The organism is Roseococcus pinisoli (assembly GCF_018413645.1).
In the GTDB taxonomy this organism is placed as follows: Bacteria; Pseudomonadota; Alphaproteobacteria; order Acetobacterales; family Acetobacteraceae; genus Roseococcus; species Roseococcus pinisoli.
This window is the reverse complement of record NZ_JAHCDA010000003.1, coordinates 99,517-118,508: the sequence shown is the minus strand read 5'-3', so window position 1 is coordinate 118,508 and position 18,992 is coordinate 99,517. Positions and strand designations below refer to the sequence as shown.

Annotated in this window: 14 protein-coding genes; all 14 read left to right on the top strand. The window is 63.1% G+C overall.

All coding sequences use genetic code 11. The annotated features are described in order from the left end of the window. Nucleotides 1–10: 10 nt before the first annotated feature. The 14 genes from KHU32_RS15495 to KHU32_RS15430 all read left to right on the top strand — a co-directional run bounded on the left by KHU32_RS15495 (nucleotide 11) and on the right by KHU32_RS15430 (nucleotide 18,991). On the top strand, nucleotides 11–610 hold the full coding sequence (locus KHU32_RS15495; protein WP_213671062.1) for a hypothetical protein: 600 nt from the start codon (nucleotides 11–13) through the stop codon (nucleotides 608–610). Then, nucleotides 610–1,266, top strand: a complete 657-nt coding sequence (locus KHU32_RS15490) for a phage tail protein (RefSeq protein ID WP_213671061.1) — start codon at nucleotides 610–612, stop codon at nucleotides 1,264–1,266. The genes KHU32_RS15495 and KHU32_RS15490 overlap by 1 nt, the downstream gene beginning before the upstream one ends. A 2-nt stretch (nucleotides 1,267–1,268) precedes the next feature. Further along, nucleotides 1,269–1,742, top strand: coding sequence for a hypothetical protein (locus KHU32_RS15485; RefSeq protein ID WP_213671060.1), 474 nt, complete (start codon nucleotides 1,269–1,271; stop codon nucleotides 1,740–1,742). A 105-nt stretch (nucleotides 1,743–1,847) separates the two neighbouring features. Beyond that, the gene (locus tag KHU32_RS15480) at nucleotides 1,848–2,627 is read left to right on the top strand and encodes a hypothetical protein (RefSeq protein WP_213671059.1); all 780 of its coding nucleotides are present in this window, start codon (nucleotides 1,848–1,850) and stop codon (nucleotides 2,625–2,627) included. 24 nt (nucleotides 2,628–2,651) lie between these two features. Then, nucleotides 2,652–3,899: a hypothetical protein gene (locus KHU32_RS15475; RefSeq protein ID WP_213671058.1), complete on the top strand. Its 1,248-nt coding sequence runs from the start codon at nucleotides 2,652–2,654 to the stop codon at nucleotides 3,897–3,899. Nucleotides 3,900–4,083: 184 nt separating this feature from the next. After that, a complete protein-coding gene (locus KHU32_RS15470) occupies nucleotides 4,084–4,524 on the top strand; it encodes a hypothetical protein (protein ID WP_213671057.1) in 441 nt (146 codons plus the stop codon). A gap of 441 nt (nucleotides 4,525–4,965) precedes the next feature. Beyond that, nucleotides 4,966–5,184: a hypothetical protein gene (locus KHU32_RS15465; protein WP_213671056.1), complete on the top strand. Its 219-nt coding sequence runs from the start codon at nucleotides 4,966–4,968 to the stop codon at nucleotides 5,182–5,184. Continuing rightward, entirely contained in the window at nucleotides 5,181–5,699 is a 519-nt protein-coding gene (locus KHU32_RS15460) for a hypothetical protein (RefSeq protein WP_213671055.1), read from the top strand. Before KHU32_RS15465 ends, KHU32_RS15460 begins: the two co-directional genes overlap by 4 nt. A 590-nt stretch (nucleotides 5,700–6,289) precedes the next feature. Further along, the gene (locus KHU32_RS15455) at nucleotides 6,290–10,510 is read left to right on the top strand and encodes a hypothetical protein (protein WP_213671054.1); all 4,221 of its coding nucleotides are present in this window, start codon (nucleotides 6,290–6,292) and stop codon (nucleotides 10,508–10,510) included. A gap of 399 nt (nucleotides 10,511–10,909) precedes the next feature. Next, nucleotides 10,910–11,269 carry a phage tail protein gene (locus tag KHU32_RS15450; protein WP_213671053.1) on the top strand — a complete coding sequence of 120 codons (360 nt, stop codon included), beginning with the start codon at nucleotides 10,910–10,912 and terminating at the stop codon, nucleotides 11,267–11,269. Between the two features lies 1 nt (nucleotide 11,270). After that, nucleotides 11,271–11,987 carry a phage minor tail protein L gene (locus tag KHU32_RS15445; protein WP_213671052.1) on the top strand — a complete coding sequence of 239 codons (717 nt, stop codon included), beginning with the start codon at nucleotides 11,271–11,273 and terminating at the stop codon, nucleotides 11,985–11,987. Nucleotides 11,988–12,046: 59 nt separating this feature from the next. Beyond that, nucleotides 12,047–12,844, top strand: a complete 798-nt coding sequence (locus tag KHU32_RS15440) for an NlpC/P60 family protein (RefSeq protein ID WP_213671051.1) — start codon at nucleotides 12,047–12,049, stop codon at nucleotides 12,842–12,844. Beyond that, nucleotides 12,837–13,547: a tail assembly protein gene (locus KHU32_RS15435; protein ID WP_213671050.1), complete on the top strand. Its 711-nt coding sequence runs from the start codon at nucleotides 12,837–12,839 to the stop codon at nucleotides 13,545–13,547. The genes KHU32_RS15440 and KHU32_RS15435 overlap by 8 nt, the downstream gene beginning before the upstream one ends. Beyond that, nucleotides 13,544–18,991 (top strand): host specificity protein J, encoded by a 5,448-nt coding sequence (locus tag KHU32_RS15430; RefSeq protein WP_213671049.1) that lies wholly within the window; start codon nucleotides 13,544–13,546, stop codon nucleotides 18,989–18,991. The genes KHU32_RS15435 and KHU32_RS15430 overlap by 4 nt, the downstream gene beginning before the upstream one ends. The last annotated feature ends 1 nt before the right edge of the window (nucleotide 18,992 follow it).

Sequence of the window (18,992 nt, the reverse complement as noted above, 5' to 3'; positions counted from 1 at the left end):
GGTAAGATCCATGCTCAGGCTCATTGATGAGGCGTCCGTTCGCGCGGACCTGGGCATGGACGCCATCACGGACTATGTCATCGCCACCGAGGCCGCGATCCTAGCCGCCACCACGCAGCTCTCCGCTCGGCTCCGGACCCCCATCGATCGCGCAACCCATGAGGACACCTTCGAGGTGGCCACCTGGGACGATCGCCGACAGTTTCGCCTATCCGCTGGCTTCATCACGGAACCCCCTGTCGTCTTCTGGGGTGCATCAGCCGATGCGTTCGAGGCGTCTCCCTTGGAAGATCGGCGACCCTGGATTTGGGACCTCGAGCGCGGCATAGGCATGCGCACGACCCGCCCCTCCCCTGGCGTCTACAGATTCGTCTACGACGCGGGTTTTGTAGCGGCCGACGCTGGCACGCCCCAGACGGGTATCCCGCCTTGGCTGGCCGAGGCCGCGAGCATGCTCGCACGCATCCTGATGACGAATAATCCGGCGCTCAAGGAGGCCGGTATCGCGAACAACAATGAGGTCCTCGAGCGCGCGCTGGCCGACACCCTCGCCCAGAAGGCCCGTTACGCCCCAAGCTCGATACTACCGTTCGCCCACCGGGTCCTCTGATGTCCACCGAGATTGAGTTCGACTTCCGGACCAAGCGGTACACGGACGCGGCAGCCGGCCTCAATCTACTCGCAGTCCGCATGGGGCGCAGTCTGGAGACTGTGGGAGTGCCTACCGCTCGGGAAGAGCTAACCGCCTACCTGGGAGCCGCCGGAAAGGCCTTGGCGACGCGGCACGGGGGCGCTTGGCCCACGGCAACAGGCCCCAAGACCCTCAGCAAGCGAACGGGCAACTTGGTGAAGTCCATCCAGGACAGCGTGTCCGTAGAGGGCACGACCTTGAACAACCTGCGGGGCGTCATCGGATCGAACCTGATCTACGCCAAGACGCAGGAAAACGGCGCCACGATCGTCCCGAAGCACTCCAAGTACCTCGCCATCCCTCTGCCGGCAGCCATGGACTCGAGGGGAGTCCCGCTGAAGCCCTCGCCCCGATCCTGGGACCATACGTTCGTGGCCAAGAGTAAGGCTGGCAACCTCATCATCTTCCGTAGGGAGGGAACACAGGTGATCCCGCTCTATGTGCTGAAGAGCAAGGTCTACGTGCCCCCACGCCTCGGTCTTCGTGCCACGTTGGAGTCCAACCTCAGCTTCTTCGTCGATCGGCTCGGGAGCCGCCTCCTCGAGCAGCTCCGTCTCGACATCGCGAAGGCTTGAGCATGACCGAGACCCTCTCAGTCCGGGACAAGATCCTGGAGAAACTCACCGACCTCTTTGCGTCCATTGTCGAAGGTCAGCCAGTCGAGCGACCGTTCCCCTTTCAGTTCAGCCTCGTCACTCGCACGCCGCTGACCGAGGAGTCCTGGAAGAAGGCCTTCTCTCTCGGAGTGCACGACACGGCCGAAGAGGAGGAGGAGAAGGCGGACGTCATTTACTGTATGCTCAGTGTCGTCCTCGAATGGCGCGCCACCTTGTCCGCAGGGGAGAAGCCCTCCCAGCGAGGAAACCTCATCACGAACTGGTTAAAGTACAGGCTCTACCAGGATCGCACCCTCGGAGGCCTGTGCATCAACTGCGTCTCGCACCGCAACGAGCTCTACGTCGAGGAAGCCGAACAGAAGCGCCTGTCAGGCGCGATCTTCGTCCGCGTACTCTACCGATATCGACGCGGAGATCCGTGGCTGCGGGTGTGATTCCCGTCCAGGGCTAAGCGGGCGCCGTGCACCCGGGTGCACAGTTTCTAGGTTCGGGCATTCCAGGAGCGGCGTGTTGCCGCGCACCCTCAAGGAGTGCTCCTCATGCCCGCTTTCGTTTCGCCCAAGCATTTCTCGGGTGCCGGTCGTGTTCATGAAACCGGTCCCAAGGGACTGGCCGCCATTGTTCGTGGCGTGTCGATCGACCTCGCCCGGGTTGCGGCGACGGCCGTTCCCGCCATCACCGACAGTTCTGGCGGCGGGGCCGCTGATGGCAAGGTCGACGCTATCGGGCTCGCCACCAAGGCCGTTCTGGGGACGACCGACGCCGCCCAGGCCGCTGCGACGATCGCTGCGCTCGGCACCGTGACCAATGCCCTCGGGGAGCTGGTGGCTCAGGCCAACGCCATCGCTGCGAAGGTGCCGGTCGGCACGCTCTCCAACAGCATGGGCGGCGCCGCCCCCAGTGGCACCATCGCCGCCATCACCACGGCCCTGACCGGTGTCGGCGCCTCGACGGCGAACGCCGCGAAGGTCAACGCCGCGCTGTCCGTGATGACCGACCGGGTCTCCACGGTGGTGACCTTCGTGAACCGTCTCTGCGTGGCCACCGGCATCGCGCCCATGGTCGACAATTCGGGTGGCACCCCGGAGCGTGGACTGCCTGGCGCGGCCGTCGCTCTGGCGGCCATGCCGCAGATTGCCGCCATCACTGCGTCGTCTGGTGCGGATACGTCCGACGCGAACGCCGTCGTGAAGGTTGCGGACATGAACCTCCGGCTGGTGGCGCTCGCCGCTTCCGTGAAGGAGGTCGCCACCAAGCTCAATGCGATGGTGAGCAATTCTGCCGGCTACCTCGTCGTCAACACGGTAGCGGTCGCCTAAGCGGCGACTTGAGGGAGAATACCCATGTCCGGAGCCCTTCTCGTCGGCCGCACTGCGCTGCTCGCCAAGCTGGAGACGTCGTTTGACGTGCCGGCGAACCCGACCGGTGCGCTGGATGCGCTGCTGATCGACAACTGCATCTATGACCCCGACTTCAAGACGCTGGAGCGCAAGTTCCACAAGCCGTCGCTGTCGCCGAACCCCATCCGGGTGGGGCGTAAGCTCGGCAAGGTGAAGTTCGACGTCGAGGTAGCCGGCAACGGCCTCGTAGGCGCGAGCCCGCCCCGCTGGGCCCGTCTGCTCAAGGGCTGCGGAATGCTGGAGACGCTGCGCGCCGCGCCGTCCTCCAGCCCCGTTCTGCCGGTCGGCATGCCCTCGTCGCCGAGGGTTTCCTGGGCGACGTCGGGTACGCTCGTGCCCACCGCTCCGGTTGTCTACATCATCAAGGTTGCGACCGGAGGTTCTTCCGGCACGGCCAAGTTCGACATCACCGCTGCCGACCCTGACCTCGATGCCCCCCAGACCGCTGTTGCAGCGACCTCGGGGACTGCCGTCGATGTCGGCACCAAGGGACTGAAGTGCACCCCGACCTGGACGGGTAGCCTCGTGGAGGGGCAGGCCTGGGTGGTGGCCCTCATGCCTGCGGGCGTCACGTACACGCCCCGCTCGAGCGATTTCGAGAGCCTCACGCTGGGCGTCTACTACGATGGCGGCCAGCACATGATCACGGGCTCCTTCGGCACCATGACGATGAAGGCGAATGCCGGCGAGGACGCGAAGATGTCCTTCGAGTTCACCGGCCGGCACGTCGACTACCAGGACGCCCCCCTCCCGACGACCATCTTCGAGGACCAGCCACTCCCGCCGATTTTCGAGAACGCGAAGCTGAACCTCGCGGGCATGCAGCCGGTAGCCGATGCCTTCACCTTCGACGCCGGTGTCGGCCTGGCCGAACGGTCCTCGGTCAACGCCGACGACGGCTTCCTCGGCATGCGCATCGTCTCACGGGCGCCTCGCATGGGACTGACGCCGGAAGCCCAGACCGTCGCGGAAGGCAATCTGTGGGAGCTCGCGGAGCAGGGCATGATCGCCCCGTTCAGCACCCGCATCGGCAACTCGCTGGGCAATTGCGTGCACTTCTGGACGCCCGGCGCGCAGGTCACCGGCATGCCGTACCGCGACAAGAACGGCATCCGGAACCACGAGATGGCCCTCGCCCTCTCGAGCCTCACCGGTGCGGGAGACGATGAGTACTTCATCCACATCTGCTGAGCCGCGCCGCACCTTCGCGGTGAAGGTCTACGTGGTGCAGGACGCGAATGGCGGCCTTCTGGGGGCAAAGCTCTCCCGGGAGGCCGCTTCCACATTCGCCGCCCTCCATCCCGGAGCAAATATCACACCTATCTGGGCCGATAAGCGGCCCTGATTGAACAACAGTCGCCAAGGAGGGCGCAGCATGTCGCTCAAAGTCCAGATCCTCTCGTCCATCACGAAGTACCAGTCCAAGTCGGACCCGGACTACGGCACGGATCAGGCCACCACTTTCGAACTCGGTCCCGTCGACGTCTTCTGCGACACGCAGATCTTCGACCGGATGCTCGAGTACAAGACGGACGACGCCGACGGCGTGGAAGCTTCGCGCTTCATGATGAACCAGATGAACCTGGACAAGGTGCGTTTCGGGCTCCGGGGCTGGACCAACTTCCAGAACGAAAAAGGCGAGCAGGTCGCCTTCAGCTCGACGATCCGCCAGGTGGCCGGCCGGCCCTACACCGTGGCTTCCAACGAGGCGGTGGCCCTGCTTGGCATCGAGCTCGTCCGGGAGCTCGCCGAGAAGATCCGTAGCCTCAACATCGTCACGGCCGCCGACGCAAAAAACTCCATCTCGGCGCCGTAGCACTGATCCTGAAGCCGGAGTTTGATTGCGCGAAGTGCACGACCAAACTCCGAACTTCTCGAGGCTGCGACGCCCGGATTGGCCCCTCCGGAAAGTGGGTGAAGAAGGGCGGCACCGCCACTGTCCTGCAAGATGGAACGAGCTGGTGGGGCTGCCCCCGTCGTCCGATCAAGGATGCGCCGAGAGAGTGGGGTGAGCTCCTTGCTCATCTCCGGCGCTATCGAGCAGGCATTCTGCCAGACGATGGAGCATGGAGCCAACAAGCCGCAAAATTGGCCCGCATGCTTGAGCTGCTCGACTCATACCTGAACGAGGCTGAGAACAAAAAGATGACCCTCACCGCACCAAAATAATTCAGGCTAAGGGCGCCTTTTACTTGCCTAGGTGGAGGCATCAGCCAGCGTCATCCCGTCCAACAGTTCACTGTTCACGGAGATGACGATGCCTCACACCAAAATACGCCCGGCGTTCACGTTCCATGTGGAAGTCCCGGAACATGAGTTCCGCGCCGCCGCCGATCGTGCGATCGGTACGTTACGTGCTCTCCTGTCGTCCGGTTTCGGCAGCATGAACCCCGAGGTCACCGGGGATACCACTGCATGCGTCTTGGTAAGCGCCGGCCACGAGAGCGAGGCGACGCTGACGGCCCGCGACGTATGACCGCCATATCCGTCCCCTCCGCGACCAAAAAGCTGCGGCTTCTTCTGCGGGGTGAAACCGAGAATCACGTCGAGATTGGTCGCTACCTGCGGCTGCTGAACACAGCGGTCCTCCAAGAAGCTATCAGGCGGTCCGGTCTCACCAGGCGTCGCGCCTACTACTTCATCGCTATCAGCCGGGCGATCGACGACGGCCTGATATCTGAGGCGTCCGTGGCGCTCATCGGTTGGGTAAAAGCGCGGGCCCTCTGCGCGGTGGCCCGCCGAACCGGAAAGCCCGTCCCAAAGGCGGACATCCTATCGGCCCTTCGATCCTCGAAGGAGAAGGTCCACAACCAGTCGATGGTAAAGGCGGGATGCGAATGCCGATCCTCGATCACCTTCACTCTCGGCGAGGGCGAAGGTGAAGAGTTACGAGAGCTCTTGGCCCGCTTCGGCTGGTCACAGGGCGACGGCCCTACGGCCAAAACGCTGGCGCTTCTAGCGATGTGCCGGACCGCCAACCAGATCAGATGACTACGTGCACCCAGGTGCACGCTTCCTGGGATTGAAATGTTGCGTGTAGCCTCTCCCGGTCCACGGGAGAAGAAACATGACAGAGACTGGTCTATTGATGCCGGTGCCTCTTGAGCATTTGGTGTCTGCAATAAAAGCTTACGATTTCGTCCGGCCTTTGATTTTGGGTAGTAACGCCGCTGTTTTTCTTACCAAGGACGCCAAACGGTTCCTTTGCGGTCAGACAGTTTTTTTGACCCCCACTCGTTTGGGGCCAGATGCCAAGCTCGCCTTTCCCAGAGCCATAGCTACGCACAGAGGTTATCTGCGGGATTTAGTCCAACCCGATGAACACACGGGCAAGTATCCCGGACCAGGGCGCCCACCCACGACCGCAACTGACACTAAGTTCAACATTTACCTAGTCATCGAAGACCTGGAGCCGCTTATGGAGCCCCTCGGCCTGTCGAGATTTCAAGCGGTAGCTGGCGGCACGATGTTGTCGGGCGCGTCGATGAGAGCCCCGCTTCGGGTAAAGTTGGCTGGATCAGGTTTGACCCATCCAGGGCCTGGCACCGACACCTAGGCCTTCGACACCCCCAGAACGGGGAATGACCGAAGACCAAGTTCTCCAGTTCGTGCTGAAGATGCGGGACGAGGCCTCGGCGGTCTTGGCCGGCTACACGAAGGAGCTGGCCGCCTCTGGCGCCAAGCACGCGGCCGTTGCCGCCGCAGCCGGCCTGATGGGTACGGCGCTGAAGGCTGTCAAGGCTGACGTGGCTGGGCTGACGACGGTCATCATCGCCGCGACAACCGCCAAGAAGGCCTTCAGCGAGGCATCGGGTTTCGTGTCCGACCACGCATCGACCGTGGCATCCTCCGTCACCAACGCCGCGCGGGCCTTCATGGTCCTATCACCGGTGACGCGGGCGGCCGTCGTCGGCCTAACCGCAACGGCCATGGCCGCAAATGCGGGCACGAGGGAGTGGAACGCTTACTCCGCCGCAATGGGGCGCTTCAACGCAAGCGCCGCTGGCGTTTCATTCTCTGAGCTGAATCGCCAAGCAGAACGGATTTCCCAGACCACGAATTCGAGTGCCGCAGACGTTGTCTCCGCTGGCCAGAGACTCGCCAGGTTCTCCCGTGGGGATTCCGCCGCCTTCAACAGAGCTACCGGCCTTGCGCCACAGCTCGCGTCATTTCGAGGCACGGACACCGTGACGGCTGCCAATGAACTTGGCGGCCTTATGAGCGACCCAATGCGTGGACTGGCAAGGGTTCGCCGAGATCTAGGCAACACCAACCAGACCGACGCCTACCGTATGAGGCAGATGGAGGAGTCTTTCGATTTCGAAGGACAGCGCCAGCTCTTGCTCAGCCGTGTACAGCAGTCCGTGCAGGGGTCGAATGCGCTTGACCCGAACAACATCTCCGCAAATTACGCGAAGGCCACTGAGGCAGTCGGGCAGTTCTATGAGGCTCACACCCGTGGTCTCGGTCGGTTCATCGTCGAAGGTCTGCAGCTAAACCAGGCTACGGGAACGGTCACTACGCCTATCGCTGGGATGATTCGACTTTTCACTGATCTGGTCCGCTCGGCAACGGACACCTCTCGTTCGCTTTGGGCGCACGTCGCCGGGGCTGAAGATCCGGTTGAGCGCATCGACAATCAGATCGCGGCCCAGCGTCGACAGAGGGCAGCGTTACAAGCAAATGCCTCGCGAAGCGCGCTTCAACGCGCGGGGGCGTCCCTAGACGCAAACCCTGACGAGCTCACACCGGAACAGAGGGCCATTTACGACCGCGAGGTTCGAAGGCTCAGCAGCCGACAGAGCGCGGGCATTGACCGGCGGATCTCAGGGCTTGATGCAGCACGCCTGACCGCTCGCCCTCTAGCCGGCCTTACGCAGACCCAGCAGGACCGGGCTGACGGCGTCTCCCGTATGTGGGAGGGCCTTGATTCCTACCGCGAGCAGCAGACCACTCTGACGAACAGACTTCGAGGCGCCCAGCTCAGCATCTCTGAGCAGGAGAGTATCAATCCTGCTTTCATCACCTCACAGCCAGCCGAGCGCCAAGAGCAGATGGCGACGCAACTCTCCCGAGCGCGCGAGGCGGCCGCCATACTGGCCACCCAGCTTCGCGAGTTGAAGACCACGTGGGAGCAGAACGTGCAGGCCTTTGCAGACCAGTCTGGTCTGGCGGGTCTTACACAAGGTGCTCAGGCTCTAGAGACCACGCTTCGCGCCGTGGCAGTTGCCTATGCTGGCATCGCATCCAATCAAGTGACGGCGACCGAAGCCCGTGAACTGGACACGGTCAGAATCGAGGCCGTCCGGCAGTTTCTTCAGTTGATCGTGCAGCAAGGGCGTGCAGAAAGCACGCTTTCTGCTTCAACGCGCGAGGCTCGCACCGCAATCACCGAAGCCATCATGCAAGGAGCTGCCGCCGAAGAAGAAGCCAATCGCCAGCTCACGATCCGGCAAGCCTTAGTGTCGAAGTTTGGGGCCGAAAATATGAGCCGGCCCGAATTTCAAGCTGCCATAGCCACTGAGCGCAATCGTCTCGAGACGACTACCCAGACAGATCAAGACGAGAGCCGAGCTCGGGCGTCAAACCGATATGTTCAGGCATTGAATGAGCAGATAGCCGCTGAGGCTCGCCTAGCCATCGGCGTTCGCGGAGGCGCTTCCGCCCACCAAGAGGCTATTCGTTTCGCTGCTGCGCACACCGAGGCTCTCAAGGCTGGTCGAGAGGGGACCGAGGCCTACAGGAACGAACTGGATAAGCTCCTGACGCTCCTGCGCACCCGCGACTCTGTTATGGGGCAGCGCATGGTTTCGGAGCTGCTTGCCCAGGCCGACGCTTTCCGCCAGGTGGCCGCCGCCGCGCGTGACGGTGCTGCAGCCTTTCAGATGGCACAGGACGTCCGTAACGCCCCTCCAGGCTCTGGAGCGGCCGGAGCCGTTGCCGTTGGCGAGGCTCGTGATGCGGACGGACTGGTTGCCGCACAGCGCGCCGAGTTCGAAGCTCGTATTCGACGAGCTGGAGATCAGGCCGCCGCTGCCAATGGCGGCAACAGCTATGAACAGAGCGCGGCCCGAACGAGAGCGGAGCAAGCTGTCCGAGAGACTGTCGCGCGCGAAATCGCAATCATACGCGCGGAGTTCCTCCGCCTCGCTGCCGCTGGGATAGACCCCAACGCCCCACGCGGCGAGCGCAATAACAATCCTCTGAACATCCGGGATGGCTCCTACGCCCGAGGCCGAGAAGGGTATCTGGGTGGCGACCGACCGAATGGGGGCATGGCGCGCTTTGCCACACGAGAACAGGGTTTGGCGGCTGCCGATTCCCTGCTCGCGGGCCCGGGTTACCGGAACCTCGGCACACCCCTAGCGGTGATTAATCGCTGGGCCCCTCGCTCCGACGGCAACAACCCGGAGAGCTATGCGGAAACCGTCCGGAGAGAGACTGGGCTTGGGCCGAACGACCAGATCAATTTGCGGGACGCGGCCACACGGGGGCGTCTCCTTCGAGGCATGATGGTGGCGGAGGGTAGTCCACGAAACAGTAACTCTGCGCTAGACGCTGCCCGTATCGCCGGGAACACGGCTCTTGCTGACAATGAGGCCCAGCGGAGTTCAGCCATTGCCAGCCAGAACGCCAACATTGATCGTCAGGTCGACCTGATTCGTAAGTCCTACGAGTACCTTTCGTCCAGCAGGATCACGGTTGAAGAGCTTGGTCTTTTTCAGCAGGCGTACCGGGCTGCCCAAGAAACCTCGAACCGGACCGCCGGTGACTTCACCGCGATCCTCGATCAACAGCTCGCGCGCCTACGCGGGCAACGTGATGTCCAAAACCAGTTGAACACCCTTGAAGCGGCAGCTCAGATGCGCAGGCAGACGGCTGCGATTAATGCCCAAACCGACATGTCCGGCATGTCGAACCTACAGCGGGAGGCCGCCACTAGGCGCTATGATCTGACCGAGAGTCTTCGGAGACAAAATATCCCGCTCGGTAGCGCAGCGGGTCAGGCGGCAATTGAAGCCGACGATGAGCGTACTGCTGCGCTACGCCGTAATGCCCTGTCGCAGAGCTCGCTCTCACGATACGTGGGGAACGACGGCAAGGAGGCCTGGGAACGGTACTCCGATGCAGCGGTGTCCGGCCTAGACGCTATGAACAGCGGCCTAGCCGAAGCTCTGACCGGCACTCGGACGCTTGCGGAGGGAATGTCTTCGGCTGCCCGGACGATGGCTAATGCCCTGTCCCGGGAGTTGATGAAGGAGCTGGTAACCGGACCTCTCGCCAACTTCCTGAAGAGCCTTATGGGTGGTGCCACTTCTGGTGGCGGGGCTGGAGGATTTTTCAGCTCGCTGTTCGGGGCAGCGTCCTCGCTTACCGGCATGGGGGGCGGCGCGAAGAGCGCTTTCGCGGACGGCGGCATCATGACTTCCATGGGGCCAGTGCAGCTTAGGAAGTACGCCAACGGCGGCGTGGCTAATAACCCTCAGCTCGCCCTCTTTGGTGAGGGGGCGCAGCCGGAGGCCTACGTGCCCCTGCCCGACGGGCGTTCGATCCCCGTGACCATGGCTGCACCGATCAGCGCCCCGCCAAGCTCAACAAATGTCATGAGCAGCAATGTCGAGGTGCACCTTCACATGGATGCACCGGCCGGCGGCGGCTCCACCGGCGGTAGCGGTGGCATGTCGCCCGACCAGGCCGCCCGCATGACCAACGATGTGGCACGCATAGTGCAGGCTACCGTGGCCACTGAGCTCCAACGCCAGATGCGCCCGCGCGGCATGCTGAGTTCCTCGGGGATGTGATGTCTAGCTAGGGATGCGCATTGGCCGCAGGGTTGTCAGCACACAGACCACCTCGTTCGGGCCTCTGTAGATTGCCTTGGTGAAGTCGCAGAGGCGCGCAACTAAGCGCACAGCTCCGGCAGGTAAAAATATCGTGTCCCCGGGCTGGCATGCTCGAGCGATTCGCTCTTCGTCTCCTGGAGACTGGACAGTGCTAGAGCCAGACACGCAATACTCCGACCCTGCTTGTGCCTGGCCTGCGAGGCAGGCAGCCAAAAAAAACCCCAAAACCATGCCGCGCATCGCCGCCATCCCAATCTATTTCTTCGCGTGTGAGGCAAACGACCCGCCGGCGCAAGAGCGAACCACCCTTTACATGCCCTCGACTTCGGTCTGTGCACCCAGGTGCACAACATCGAAATGGCACTCGCGACCTTCCTGCCCGACCCACCGCCGTCGCTGACGAGCAAGCGCGAGATCGACTTTAAGATCTTCGAGGCTGAATTCGGCAACGGCTACAAGCAGCGCACACTCGATGGCACGAACCCCCGTCGCGACAAATGGACGCTGATCTGGACGAACCTGAGCAAGGACGAGGCCGACGCGATCGAGAACTTCATGATCGAGACGAAGTGCGTAACGGCCTTCTACTGGCTCTCGCCCCGCGACACGGTGACGAAAAAGTGGACCGTCCAGCCGAAATGGGAGCGCACTCAGGTCGAGGGCGACACGGACACCTTTCAGTGCGTGATCATCCAAGATTTCACGCTGGTGACCTGACATGAGCACGAACCATCTCGCGACCGCCCAGCTCCTGGACGCCGACGCCATCGTGACGATGTACCGGTTAGACGCCAGGGAGATCAGCGGAGACCCGAACGCCCTTCTCTGCTTCACGCCAATGCCACTTGGTTCGGGAAACCTGGTCTATCAGGGCTACAGCTACCAACCGGTGCCCATTGTCGCCTCCGGATTTGAGTGGTCGGGCAAAGGCCCGCTGCCCAGGCCAACGCTTCGTGTGTCCAATGTCGGCGGTTTCATGGTGGGGGACATCGTGGCCTACGACGACCTCGTCGGCGCCTCGGTTACGCGCATTCGAACGTTCGTGAAGTACCTAGACGGGCAGCCCGACGCGGACCAATTCGCTCATTGGCCCGTCGAAGTCTTCCATATCGAACGGAAGTCCAAGCTCGATCAGAACGAGCTCGAGGTGGAATTGTCCGTCGCCTTCGACCAGCAGGGATCTTACCTGCCTGGTCGACAGATGTTCGCCAGCGCCTGCACGCATATCTATCGCGGCTTCATCAACGGCGGCTTCACTTACGCCAAGGTGACCTGCCCCTACACTGGTGGCGCCTACTTCAAGCTCAATGGCGACGCCACGGGTGATCCGGCCCAGGATAAGTGCGGGCACCGGCTGTCGGACTGCAAGAAGCGCTTCGGCGAGAACGGCCAGCTCCCAATGCGAGCCTTCCCAGGCATGGTGCTGGGTCGCTGAACAACCAGGCCGGCTAGGCTCGAGGCCTTAACGAGGACTCCGGACGCACAACTGGCTCCATGGCCAGTTCCTTCGTCCGCCCCCAGCCGTTTGGCGCTGCCGTTGAGGCCGCTATCCAGAAGCACGCTGTGGAGATGCACCCGCAGGAGGCGTGCGGCGTGGTCACCGCGCAGGGGTATGTCCGCTGCGCAAACGTCGCCGATGACCCACTGAAGAACTTCGCAATCTCCGAAGAGGAACTCGCCCTTCACCGGCCAATTTTCGCCATCGTGCACTCGCACCCGGGCGGAAGCCTGACGCCCTCGGAGCTCGACCAGCAGCGCCAGATAGACGGAGATCTCATCTGGGGCATCTGCGCGGTGCATCACGACCCTGTCGACGGCCTGACGCCCCTACCGGTGCTTTGGTGGGGGGACGGCGTCTGGCAGGACCACGATCTACCGCCACTGATCGCCCGGCCTTTCCGATGGGGTCCGACGGGCACGGACGGGGCCGGAGACTGCTTCTCGCTGGCCCGTGACTACTACCAGCTCCACCACGGATTCCTGATGGATGAGGTGGCCCGTGCGTCGGGCTTCTGGCGCCGAGGCGCTGATCCCTACGGCACCCGGTGGAAGAGCGCCGGCTTCGAAAAGATCGAGCTGACCGACATGCAGCCCGGTGATGCCGTCTTCCTCTGCATCCGCGCTGACGTCCCGAACCACGCGGCTATCTTCCTCGGTGAGGGTGGGTTGATCCTGCATCACCTGGAGAACCACCTGTCCTACCGCGAGCCTCTGGCGCGCTGGACGAACAGCGTGCGGCTCGCCCTCCGGCCTCCGAGGCCTCGGCTGGAGGGGGCCCCCGCCATTGCGTGACATCTACCTGCACGGACGCCTCGCACGAGAGTTCGGCCCACACTTTCGCCTGGACGTCGCCTCCCCGGCCGAGGCCGTGCGCGCCCTCATTTCGCAGTTCCCGAAGTTTCGCAGCGCCCTGCAGCCAGGCTCGTTTCACATCGTGAAGGGCGAGCTCGAGAAAGGGCACGGCCTTGGTGAGGCTGACCTACGGCTGCCTATGGCACCCCGGCATTCCCTGCATCTGCGGCCGGTGGTCGAAGGCTCTGGCGGCGGCAGCGGGGGCAGTTCCGGCGTGAAGATCGTCCTTGGTGTGGTGCTGATTGCCGCTGCGGTGTTCACAGCCGGCGCTTCGCTCGCGGGTGCTGCTGCTCTGGAGGCCGGGTCGATAGCTGGCTTCGGCGCCGCGATGGGCGCGACCTCGGTCATGGGCGTCAGCATGTCGAGTGTGGCCCTGTTCGGCGCGACGATGCTTTTCGCCGGGGTATCCCAGCTTCTCTCGCCATCGCCAAAAGCTCCCCAGGCCCATGAGGCCGTCGATGGGCGACCGAGCTTCCTGTTCCAAGGCGTCACTAATACCGCCGTGCAGGGCTGTCCGGTGCCTCTCGTCTACGGCCGGTTTCGAGTTGGTTCGGTGGTCGCCTCCAGTTCCATCCGGTCTGAGCAGGTCTCCCCAACGGGCGGCGACAACGGAGATGGCTTCATCTGGGCGGGCTTCTCGTGAGTAAAGGAGGTAGCCCGGGCTCGGCCGGCGGCGTTGAGAGCGCCAACACCCTTCAAGCGAAGGGGACCGCCGTTATCCTCGACGTTCTCGCCGAAGGCCCAATCAAGGGTCTAGCGAAGGGCGACGGCAAGTCGATCTATTTCAACGGCACTCCGTGGCTGAACCAGGAAGACGGCTCGGCCAATTTCCCGGGTGTGTCATTCAGCGTGATGGGTGGAAATCCGTCTCAAACCGCACTCGACGGCCTCGACCACGTCGAGACCCCGGTTATGGGCACGCCTGCCGGCACCCCCATCAAGAAGGGCGCCCCAGGGCCAATCTCCTTCAGCATCCCTGACGGGGAGTACAGCTCGGCTCGGGTATCCATTCAGATCCAGGGCCTGGTGGTTACCAAGGACAACGGCAACATGGACCCGACGTCGGTCCAGGTGCAGTGCCACGTCCGTCCTTTCGGGGGCACCTATCTGATGGTGGTCGATGACACGATCACCGGGAAGACGACATCCGTCTTTCAGAAAGACTATCTCTTCGATCTGCCTGGCGAAGGTCCGTGGATCGTCCGCTGGACCCGCATCACGGACGACAGCACTTCTAGCAAACTCGTCAACGCGACGGTCTGCGGCCCGGCTTTCGCCATCACGTCGGCCCGGATGATCTACCCGGATACGGCCTATGCCTTGGGCAGTTTTGATTCGGAGTTGTTTGGCTCAAGCATCCCGTCGCGGGGCTATGAGATCGACGGCCGGCTCATCAAGGTCCCCACCAACTACGACCCGACCGCCAGGACCTATTCGGGCGTCTGGGATGGTTCGTTCAAGGAAGCCTGGACCAATAACCCGGCCTGGATTCTCTACGACCTGCTGACCGACAGGCGCGTCGGTCTCGGCCGCCATATCCCTGAGTCCTATGTCGATAAATGGGGCCTCTACAACATCGCGGTCTACTGCGATGGCACTGTCCCCGATGGCTTCGGTGGTTACGAGCCGCGCTATACCTTCAACGGCATCCTGAACACGCGCGAGGATGCCTTCAAGGTCCTGCAGTCGGTCGCCTCCTCGTTCCGGGGGATGCTCTATTGGGGCGCCGGGGCGATCCAGGTCGTCGCGGATATGCCGGCCGATCCCGTGAAGCTGGTCACCAACGCCAACGTTCTGGCCGGTAATTTCACCTACGAGGGCACTGCTCTCAAGTCGCGGCATACCTATGCCCTAGTGACGTGGAACAACCCGGACCTCGGCTACGGCCCGGACATCGAACCGGTCGAGGCCGGCGAGTACATCGACAAGATTGGCGTGCGGCAGACGGAGGTGATGGCTTACGGCTGCACGAGCCGGGGCCAGGCGCATCGCATGGGCAAGTGGGCCCTGTTCACCGAGAATGAGAGCACCGAGACCTGCTCTTGGAAGGCGTCGCTCGACCAGTTCGACCTCCGCCCCGGTGACATCGTCTACGTTGCCGACGAGAACCTCGCGGGCATTCGCCAAGGCGGTCGTGTCGTCTCCGCGACCACGGTCAGCATGGTGGTCGATGCGCCGGTCACCCTGGGTGCAGCCGGCGGCACCATCCGAGTGATGCTGCCCAACGGCACGCTTGAATCCCGCGTAGTGAACAACCCGGCCGGCATCCATACCACCCTGACGTGGGGTACGGCGCTGTCCCAGACACCTCTGCCAGACGCCATGTGGGTGGTGTCTGACGCGACGATCGCGCCCCGTCAGTTCCGTGTAGTCACGGTACTGGAGGTTGAACCCAACGTCATCGAGATCATCAGCCTCTACCACGACCCTGGGAAATACTCGTGGGTCGAACTCGGCATCCGCCTCGATCAGCCGCCGTCAACGATCTATCTGCCTCGTGGCGGCATGCTGTCCGCCCCGACCGATCTACAGGTCGACGAGTATGTGACGGGTACGGGCGTGACGTCCCTAGTTCGGGTGATCTTCTCCTGGCGCCCGCCGCTCAATGACAACCGGTTGCGGGGCTTTGAGGTCCAGGCAATCTCTGAAGGTATCGTGCTTGCCCAGGGCAGTACGGTCGGCAGCAGCTTTACGTTCGAGACCCTGTCGCCTGCGGTCTACAGCTTCCAAGTACGGTCAGTCGGTGACGAGGGCCAGGTTTCGGGGTGGGTTTCCACCAGCCAGATCAATGTCGACGGCCTGACCGATCCGCCCCAGACGCCCACCGCCATCTCGATCACCGGAGGCATTCGCCAGAACACCCTCAATTGGGCGCACCCAGCAGGTCGCTTCATTCGTGCCGTTGAAGTGCAGGCATCCGGTCTGGGGTTCGATAACGCAGGGGACGGCCCCTACGACAATCTTCCCAGCGCGCCCCTGGACGGCACCTTCACCAAAATCGGAGAGACGGCCGGCACCAACTTCACCCATGCAGGGTTGGCCGCAAGCCACGTCTGGTACTACCGGGTCCGCTCGGTCGACGTGTTCGGACAGTTCAGCCCGTGGGTAGGACCCTTCGGTGTCCGCACGTCCTATCTCGTTGCCGCCGACATCCGGGACGGCATCCTCGACACGGCGAAGTTCGCCGCCGGCATCATGCCGGTGGAATTGCTCGAAAACCTCGACGAGGACCGGCCGGAAAATACAGTCGCCTTCAACAAGGAAGACGGCCGGCTCTACCGACGGGTGAATGGCACGTGGACCGCTGAGGTTCCAGCCGCCGATATCTCCGGCCAGCTTACGGATGAGCAGATCGCAGATCTCGACGCCACCAAGCTTATTGGCCAGGTCACCAGTGAGCAGATCGAGAAGCTCGACGCTGATAAAATCTCCGGCCAGCTTACGAGCGAGCAGATCGCAGATCTCGATGCAGCGAAGATCGCGGGTGAGCTCAGCGCGGAGCAAATTGCGGATCGGGCGATCGTCGCGAGCAAGATCGCAGAGGCAGCGGTCGGCACCTATGCCCTGGCGCTCGGCTCCGTCACGGCCTCCAAGCTCTACATTGGCCCCGGCAGCATCAACCCCGATAGGTTTTTCATCGACCCGGCCTATTGGGCCGCTGATCCCGATGGTTGGTCCATCCAAGAGGCTGCAGGCAGTAACGAAGCGGCCCTTCTGGGGGTGAGCCGCGCAGCCGTGCTTTCCGACGCGGCGTTCACAGGGGACGCTCGACACGAGATCAACACGCCAGTCTCTTCGCCCGTGTCGCAGGCGATTGCTGGGGAAGCCCTGCGGCTGCGTGCACGGGGCCGCAACTCAAACCCAGAACAGCTCGTCACGGTAGGACTTCAATTTTTCGACGTGGCCGGCGGCTACATTAGCGGAGCCGTTCTGTCCTGGTCTGACGAGGATAGCGACCCTCGAGGGGTGATGAAGGACGTCCAGGTCACTGGACCGATGAACGCCAATTCCTTCCGACTGGTCGTTTACAACACGGGTGGGTCAGCCTGGGCTGGCGTGGCAGTTGTGAGTGACGTCCAGGTCGTCCTAGCCACTGATGGCAGCATGGTCGTGGATGGTGCGATCACAGCTCGGCAACTCGCAACCTACGCTATCTCCACGGATAAGCTCGCGGCCGGCTCCATCATCACCGAGAAGCTCGCTGCAGGTGCCGTTACGGCGAGCAAGGTCGCGGCAGGCGCGATCACCACCGAGGCGCTTGCCGTCGGCTCCGGGAACCAGATCTGGAACAGCACCTGCGACGTGGCTGCCACGGGCTGGGGTTCATGGGCTGGTGGCACTTACACGGGGACTGCGACGCTCGGCCCTGCAGCGCCCCCTTGGAGGCTCGATGGCTATGGCAGCGGCATGCTATTCGCCCCGGGCATCGTGCCAATCGGCGGGGTTCTCAGCGCCTACTTCCTGGCCAATTCCGGCTACGGCTTCACGGTCACGCCCGGCCGCACCTACCAGGCCGCTGCCCTCCTGCAGAATCACCGTTGCCGGGGCCATCTCGAAATCCAATGGCGAGACAGTAGCGGCGCCTGGATAGGCGCTACATCAAGCGACGAGGTGCCTACCAATCAGGCTGCCGATGGGCGGTTCGACGATCGCTACGCTCGGGCGATGGTGCTTGGTGTGGCGCCGCTGCTCGCTGCTTACGGCATGCTGGCCATCACCGGTCACGGGACCGGCGCTTCCGACGCCTACGTCTATTTCACCAAGACCTTGTTCTCGGAAGCTCCGAGCAACGCGGTCGAGGTAGGGCCCTGGACCGCCGGTGGGATGACCTCGATCGAGGGCGGTATGGTTCGGGCCCGGACGATCCAGGCCGACCGCATCGTCGCGGCCTCGATCACGGCCGACGAGCTCGCTGCCAATAGCATCGTCGCAGGCAAGATTTCCGCCGAGGCTGTCACAGCCAACAAGATCGCCGCTGGTGCCGTTACCGCGAACAAAATCGCGGCCGGCGCGATCACCGCCGAAAAGCTCGCGGTGGGCTCCGGAAATCTGGTCTGGAACAGCACCTGCGACGTCGCCACGTCGGGTTGGAATGTATGGTCCGGGGGGGCTTATGCAGGCGCCGCGACGCTTAGCCCTGCGGCGTACCCATGGAGGCTTCTTGGATACGGCAGCGGGCAGCTTTTCGCCCCCGGCTATGTGCCTGTTGGGGGGGCCTTCAGCGCTATTTTCTCAACCGACGCGACCTTCGGATTCACGGTCATTGAAGGTCGCACCTACCAGGCAGCGGCCCTCCTGCAGAATCACCGTTGCCGGAGCAGGATCGATATCGAGTGGCGAGACGGCAACGGCACTTGGCTAGGTGCAGCCTCGAGCCAAGAGGTGCCCACCAACCAGACAACCGAGGCTTTGTACGACTTCCGCTATGCGCGGGCGACGGTTCTCGGTGTGGCGCCGCCCGGGGCGGTTTTTGGGCGGCTCGCTATTGCCGGCATCGGCACCGGCGAAACCGATGCTTATGTCTTCTTCACGAAGACGATGCTCTCGGAAGCTCCGAAAAACGCGGTCGAGGTGGGCCTCTGGGTGGCTGGCGGGGTCACCACGATCGAGGGCGGTATGGTCCGGGCTCGGTCAATCCAGGCCGACCGCATCGTCGCGGCCTCGATCTCCGCAACGGAACTCGCCGCAGACAGTGTCGTCGCAGGCAAGATCGCCGCCGGAGCGATCTCCGCGCGCGAGTTGGCCGCCTACCAGATCAGGGCCTACCACCTCGCGTCGGAGATGATCATCGCGCAGACGATCCAAGTCGCGAATTTGATCATTGGCACCGAGAAGATCGGCCCCGGGTCGATGTCGACGGCTTATGGCGTGGCAAATTCACCCGGCGACGTGCTCCTGAATTTCCCCGGCTACGGGAATGTCGCCACCCGCCCGATCGCCGATCTGTTTCTCCAGGTGAACGCCGGTGAGCAGGGCCGGGTCCTGTTGGTTTTCGACGACAATATGTACTCCGCCGGGAGCATCACGCTGGTGACCTACTCAGAAGAGGGCGGTGGTGGTGATGGCGGTGGCGGGGGTGGGGAGTAAG